A 6262-nucleotide genomic window follows, 5' to 3' on the forward strand; every position below is an offset into this window, starting at 1 on the left:
GGCGGGGAGTCTCGGGTACGGTGCCCGCACGATGCGCTTCTCCTTCGTCCACGCCGCGGATCTGCATCTGGACACGCCATTCCGGGGGGTGGCCACGCACGGCCCCCTCCTGGAGCGTTTCCAGCAGTCGACCTTCCATGCCCTCACGCGCATCGTGGACGTGTGCCTTCGGGAGAAGGTGACGTTCCTGCTGCTCGCCGGGGACCTGTTCGACGTGAAGGACCGGTCCGTGCGCGCGCGCCTGGCGCTGCTCACGGAGCTGACGCGGCTGGACCGGGCGGGCATCCAGACCTTCATCGTCCACGGCAACCATGATCCGTTGAGCGGGGACACCGGGACGCTGGGGCTGCCCGCGTCGGTGAAGGTGTTCGGTCCGGACTGGGAGGACGTGGAGGTGCGGCGCGAGGGCCGGCGCCTGTGCCACGTGCAGGGCGTGTCCTATCCGGACGTGGAGGTGCGCGAGAACCTGTCCGCGCGCTTCCGCCGCACCGGCACGCACTTCAGCGTGGGCCTGCTGCACGCGAACCTGGGCGGCGACGCGGGGCACGCCAACTACGCCCCCTGCACCGCGGCGGACCTGACGGCGGGAGGGCTGGACTACTGGGCCCTGGGGCACGTGCACACGCGCGCGGAGCACCTGCTGCCGGGTGGCGGCGTGGCGGTGTACCCGGGCAACCCGCAGGGTCGGCACATCCACGAGACGGGCGAGCGCGGCTGCGTGGTGGTGGACGTGGAGGACGGCGTCGCGCGCAGGCGCTTCGTGGCGGTGGACCGGGTGCGCTGGCACCGGCTGGACGTGCCACTGTCCGGGGTGGGTTCGCTGGACGCGCTCCAGGCGGTGGCCACGGAGGTGGTGGAGGCGCGCTGCGCGGAGGACTTCGACGGGCATGCGGTGCGCCTCACGCTGGCGGGACGCGGCCCGCTGCACCGGGAGCTGTCGCGGCCGGGCGCCCGCGCGCAGTTGGAGGCGGACCTGCGCGAGCGGCTGGCCCGCGCGCACCCGCCGGTGTTGCTGGAGTCGCTGCGGGACGGCAGCCGGCCGGAGGTGGACCTGGAGGCGGTGCGCTCCGGGGGCGGCTTCCTGGGCACGCTGCTGGACGAGGCGCAGGCGCTCTCCCACGACGACGCGGCGCTCGCGGCGCTGTGGGACGACGAGGAGCTGACGACGCTGGGGCAGCGGCTCAAGCGGCTGGGCGTGGACGCGTTGGAGGCGCCGCGCCCGGAGCTGGTGACGCAGGCGGGACAGCGCGGCGTGGAGCAACTCCACGAGGAGACGTCATGAAGCCGGGGCTGCGCATCAACCGCTTCCAGGTGGACGGCTTCGGCCACTTCTCGGGTTACTCGGGGGCACCGGGCCCGGGGCTCACGCTGCTGTACGGGCCCAACGAGGCGGGCAAGAGCACGCTCCTGGCCTTCCTGCGCGGCGTGCTGTTCGGTTTCGAGAAGCGCGGCCAGCCGGAGCGCTATGAGCCCGAGGGCGCCCTCTTCGGCGGCGAGCTGTGGCTGGACACGGCGGCGGGCCCGCTGGTGGTGCGCCGCCGCGTGGGCAAGCGCGCGTCGGAGGGCACGCTCACGGTGCGGACGCCCGAGGGACAGCAGCTGCCGGAGACGCTGCTCGCCCAGGTGCTGGCGGACGTGCCGCGCGAGCTGTTCTACGAGGTGTTCGCCTTCCGGCTGGACGAGCTGTCCTCCTTCCAGCGGCTGGCGCAGCAGCGCGGCGTGTCCGAGGCCCTCTTCGCGGCGGGCATGCAGGGCGCGCGGCGGCTGCCCGACGCGGTGGAGCGGCTGCGCAAGGACGCCGAAGCGCTGTACGCGCCGCGCGGGCAGAAGCCCGAGTTGAACAGGGTGCTGAAGGAGCTGGAGGACGTGCAGCAGGCGCTGCGCGAAGCGGGGGACCGGCCCGCGCTCTACTTCTCCACGCGCGACCGGCTGGACGGCTGCATCGCGGAGGGCCAGGCGCTGGAGGTGGGGCAGAAGGAGGCCGCGCGCGCGTTGGATCGGCTGGCCCGGCTGGAGTCCGCGCTGGGGGACCTGGCGGTGCTCGCCCGCGACCGCGCGGAGCTGTCCGCGCTGCCCCTGCTGGAGTCCTTCCCCGCGGGCGGGGAGACGCGGCTGGAGGACGTGCTCCAGCGGCGCAAGGCGTACCGCGCCCAGCAGGCGCAGCTGCACGAGCGGCTGACGCCGTTGGAAGAAGCGCGGGAGCGGCACGCCGCGCCCTGGGCGGTGCGTGAGCGTGCCGAGCCCCTGCGCGCGGCGCTGGCCACCTTCGCGGGCCATTCGGAGCAGCTTCGCGCGCTGCCGGCGCGGCGGGCGTCGCTCGTCTCGCGGCGGCGGCAGCTGGAGCAGGCGCTAGGGGAGCTGGGGCTCGCGGTGGACGCGGGCGGGCTGCTCGCGCTGGACCTGGGGGCCAGGGCGCGCGGGGAGCTGGAGTCGCTCGCGGGCCGGCTGGACACGGCGGACTGCGTGCAGGCGGACCTGGAGACGGCGCGCGCGCGGGCCCGCGAGGAGCGGACGCGGTTGGAGACGACGCTGGCGCGGCTCCAGACGGACGTGGAGTCGCTGCCCGAGGAGCGGCCCGCGCAGGTGCGTCAGCGGCAGGCCGCGGTGGCGCGGATGCGCGGCGTGCGCGGAGACCTGGAGCGGCTGGCCGAGCAGCGCCTGGAGCAGCGCCGGCAGATGGACGGCGTGCGGGCGCCCACGGACGCGGTGCCGCTGTACTCGCTGCTGCCGCTGTCGTGGGTGGTGACGGCGGGGGGCGTGGCGCTGGGCTTCGCGGTGCTCGCGGGGGTGCTCGCGGGCGTGTCGGTGGGCGTGCTGTGCGCGGTGGGTGGGGCGCTGCTCGTGGCGTTGTTGCTGCTCGTGCGCCACCGCGTGGAGACGGCGCGGCACGCCAGCCTGGAGGCGCAGGCGGCGCGGCACCGCTGGCGTCAGCAGGAGGAGGAGCGCTTCCGCGCGGTGCAGGCGACGATGTCCGCGCGCGAGGAGATGCTCCAGCGGGAGCTGCTGCACGCGTCCGGAGCAGCGGGGCTGTCCCCGGGCGCCTCGACGTCGGACCTGGCCACGCACGAAGCGCTGCTCGCGGAGCTGCTGACGCAGGCCGAGCGGCGCGAACTGCTGCTGCGCGAGGAGGACACGCAGCGCACGGCGTGGGACGTGGCGGTGCGCGAGGAGCAGCGCATGGAGGAGGCGCGGCTGCGGGCGGAGCAGCGCGCGGAGGCGCTGCGCGCGGAGTGGGCGGCGTTCCTGGTGGCGCGCAGGTTTCCGGAGGGCATCTCCGCGGCGTCGGCGCTGACGCTGTGGCGCGACGCCGCGGCCTTGCGGCAGCGGCTGTTGGACCTGCGCACGGACGAGGAGGAGTTCACCGTGGCGGAGGCCGCGTGCGGCGCGACGACGGGGCGGCTGTTGGCGGAGGCCCGGGCGGCGGGGCTGGCCCCGGGGCCGGCGGAGACGGTGGCCGCGCGGGTGTCGGTGGCGCTGGAGGAGGTCCGCTCGCGGGCGGCGGATCAACGGCACCTGGAGGGTCAGCGCGGGGAGCTGCTGGCGGAGAAGGCGCGGCTGGAGCAGCTGGTGCTGGACGAGGACCAGACGTTGGAGGCCCTGCTCGCGGAAGGGGGCTGCCAGGACGAGGCCACGTTCCGCCGCCGCGCGGTGCAGGCGCGCCGGTACACGGAGCTGAGCGTCCGGGTGCGCGAGCACGGCCAGCGGGTGCAGGCGCTCACGGGCCTGGAGGAGGACGTGGCGCGCGCGGAGGTGCACGCGGCCGGGGGCGAAGCGGGGCTGAAGGAGCGGCTGGCCACGTCGCGCGAGCGCTACCGCGCGGAGGGCGAGCGGCTGAAGGCGGTGCTCACGGAGCAGGGCAGCCTGAAGACGCAGCTGTCGCAGTGGGAGAGCGACGACCGGGTGTCGCGGCTGCGCATCCAGGAGGAGACGCTGCGGGCGAAGGCGGCGGAGCTGGCCACGCGCTACGCGGCGGACCGGCTGACGCTGGCGCTGCTGGGGCGGGCGCGCAGGCGCTTCGAGGAGGAGCAGCAGCCGCGCGTCATCCAACTGGCGAGCGAGCTGTTCTCGGAGCTGACGGCGGGGCGCTACCGCCGCGTCTTCATCCCGGCGGGGGACGCGAGGGAGCTGCGGGTGAGTGACGGAGCGAGGGACTGGAGCGCGGAGCAGTTGTCCCGGGGCACGCGCGAGCAGCTCTTCCTGGCGTTCCGGCTGGCCGTCATCCGCGACTTCGGGGAGACGCGCGGCGCGCTGCCGCTCATCGCGGACGACGTGCTGGTGAACTTCGATCCAGAGCGGGCCCGCGGCGCGGTCCGCCAGTTCGCGCGCCTGGCCGAGCACCACCAGGTCATCGCCTTCACCTGCCACCCCTGGCTGCGAGCGCATTTCGAAGCCGAAGGCGCCCAGGTGCTGGAGTTGCCCGGCGCCACGAGACCAGCGCGCGAAGGCACCCAGCCGCTGCGCGTCATCGCTGGCGGCTGAGCGAAAAAAGCGGGCCGGCCGACCCAGGGGCCTGCGGCATGCGTGTCAGGAGCATCTGACAGGCTCCGGATTCCTGCTCGCGGTGCTGGGCAGCCCGGAGAGTCCCGTGCGCGCACGACGTGTCGCAGCCCTCATCCTGTCCCTCCTGGGCTGTGCTGGAGGACCTGACGCGCCGCTTGTGGCGAGGGACTACGGCTTTGAAGAAACCGGTGACCGGGTCTGGGTCCGAGGTCCGTGGGACGCCATCACGCCGTCGCGCGACATTGATGAAGTCATCGACCAGCTCTGCCCCGCGGTCATGACGCTTCCCAGAGCACGAGAGCGCGACTACGGACAGGAGTATTGCGGCCTCATCTACTCCCTCGGAGATGGGCTGTACTACGCGAGCAGGACCTCGTCCCTGGGACAGCTCGAGTTGGTGGGCCCTTCCCGGCGGAAGTCCTGCATTGTTCCTCGCCGCGTGCTGGATGAGCGGGGCCGGGCCCATCCCATCGCGGATTTCCACAGCCATCCCTGGGCGCCGTCACCGCTCTCCCAGAAGGACCTGCTCAGGGGCAACCAGTGGTGGATCATCCGGATCCAGTTCGACACGACCTGCCATCTCCAGAAGCTGATCCCCCATGCGGATGACGACCACAGGGCTGGCGAGGTCTACGAGCGCCAGGGACAACACTGGAAGCTGGTGGGGCGCATCCTTCCCGAGGACAAGGCAGCGGGTCGCATCACCGCCGTCGAGGATGACTCCTGAGCTCGGGTCCACGAAAGTCCAGGGCCAGCGATACTCCCCCTGAAAGGCGGCACCGAAACCATCATGGGAACCCGACCGTGGAGGCTGCTCCCGCTCCTGCTGCTCAACGCCTGCGCCCTCTTCCGGCCCCCGGTACGCCCCGTTCATGCGCCTCCAGAGCAGGCGGAGCGCTTCGCGTTCCCCATCGTGCTTCCCGAGGAAGGACAACAAGTCCTGTCCGGAACGATGGCGGCGTCGGTCGCCCTCGCGATGGAGGACTTCCTACCGCTGGGCTCCAAGCCCCCCGGGAACGCCAGCCCCGCGGAGGTCTGCGTCAACAAGCGGGAGGCGTATGACGTCACCGGCGTTCCCGGAAAAGACGGGGTGGTGTTCGTCCGCTTCTCCATCAGTCCCATGGCGTGCCGTGACCTCGCCGGCCCTGCCATCTCGGACGTGCCCACCGTCTATGCCGTGGACACGCGGCAGTGGGTCATCCTCTCCATCCAGAAATAAAGCGGGCCGGCCGACCCGGCGCCCCCCGCGCGGATCCAGGCCGACCCTTGAAAAAAACACTGGGAGCGCGCCCCCTCGACGCGCTCCCAGTGACTCTCAACCCCTCCCCCGAGGGGTCCCCCTCAACGGATGCGGCCCCCAAAGCTCCGCTTCCGCACTGCTATTCCTTCAAGACGACGACCATCGAAAACCTTGAGGAGTCCTGGAAGATCAACCCCCAGAACCCTTCCCCCTCTGCCCCATTCGCTCTGCGTCTGGAGCCCTTGAGCGACGACGGCTCTGCCACCGTCACTCCCACCTCAGCTTCAAATACGTCGACCCCGGAAATCCTTGGTTCGACGCCGTCTTTTTTCGTCCGGCCCCCCCTCATTCCGGTCCACGTCAGCCCTGCTGCTACAGTCGCCCACCCTGGAGGGGCGCCATGCGGAAGCCGTCGGCGATGATCATCGGAGGGGTCCTGCTCTTGCTCCTCGTCGGAGCCGGGGCCTTCTGGTGGAGGGCGTCCACCGCCCCGTCCGGGGACGACGCCACCCCCTCCAGGCC

General features: G+C 72.7%; 4 protein-coding genes. All 4 read left to right on the forward strand.

The window, feature by feature from the left end; genetic code table 11:
- Positions 1–31 precede the first annotated feature (31 nt).
- The 4 genes from D7V97_RS38430 (at position 32) to D7V97_RS38445 (ending at position 5719) form a co-directional block, all read left to right on the forward strand.
- Positions 32–1282, forward strand: a complete 1251-nt coding sequence (locus D7V97_RS38430; protein ID WP_120615557.1) for a DNA repair exonuclease — start codon at positions 32–34, stop codon at positions 1280–1282.
- Positions 1279–4479, forward strand: a complete 3201-nt coding sequence (locus D7V97_RS38435) for an AAA family ATPase (protein WP_120615558.1) — start codon at positions 1279–1281, stop codon at positions 4477–4479. The genes D7V97_RS38430 and D7V97_RS38435 overlap by 4 nt, the downstream gene beginning before the upstream one ends.
- A 106-nt stretch (positions 4480–4585) precedes the next feature.
- Positions 4586–5227 carry a hypothetical protein gene (locus D7V97_RS38440; RefSeq protein ID WP_120615559.1) on the forward strand — a complete coding sequence of 214 codons (642 nt, stop codon included), beginning with the start codon at positions 4586–4588 and terminating at the stop codon, positions 5225–5227.
- 63 nt (positions 5228–5290) lie between these two features.
- Positions 5291–5719, forward strand: coding sequence for a hypothetical protein (locus D7V97_RS38445; RefSeq protein WP_120615560.1), 429 nt, complete (start codon positions 5291–5293; stop codon positions 5717–5719).
- The last annotated feature ends 543 nt before the right edge of the window (positions 5720–6262 follow it).

The sequence above is a fragment of the Corallococcus sp. CA053C genome (assembly GCF_003611675.1).
Taxonomy (GTDB): Bacteria; Myxococcota; Myxococcia; order Myxococcales; family Myxococcaceae; genus Corallococcus.

Coding starts and splice junctions, on each gene's coding strand:
- D7V97_RS38430 (WP_120615557.1), top strand. CDS start 32: ATGCGCTTCTCCTTCGTCCACGCCGCGGATCTGCATCTGGACACGCCA.
- D7V97_RS38435 (WP_120615558.1), top strand. CDS start 1,279: ATGAAGCCGGGGCTGCGCATCAACCGCTTCCAGGTGGACGGCTTCGGC.
- D7V97_RS38445 (WP_120615560.1), top strand. CDS start 5,291: ATGGGAACCCGACCGTGGAGGCTGCTCCCGCTCCTGCTGCTCAACGCC.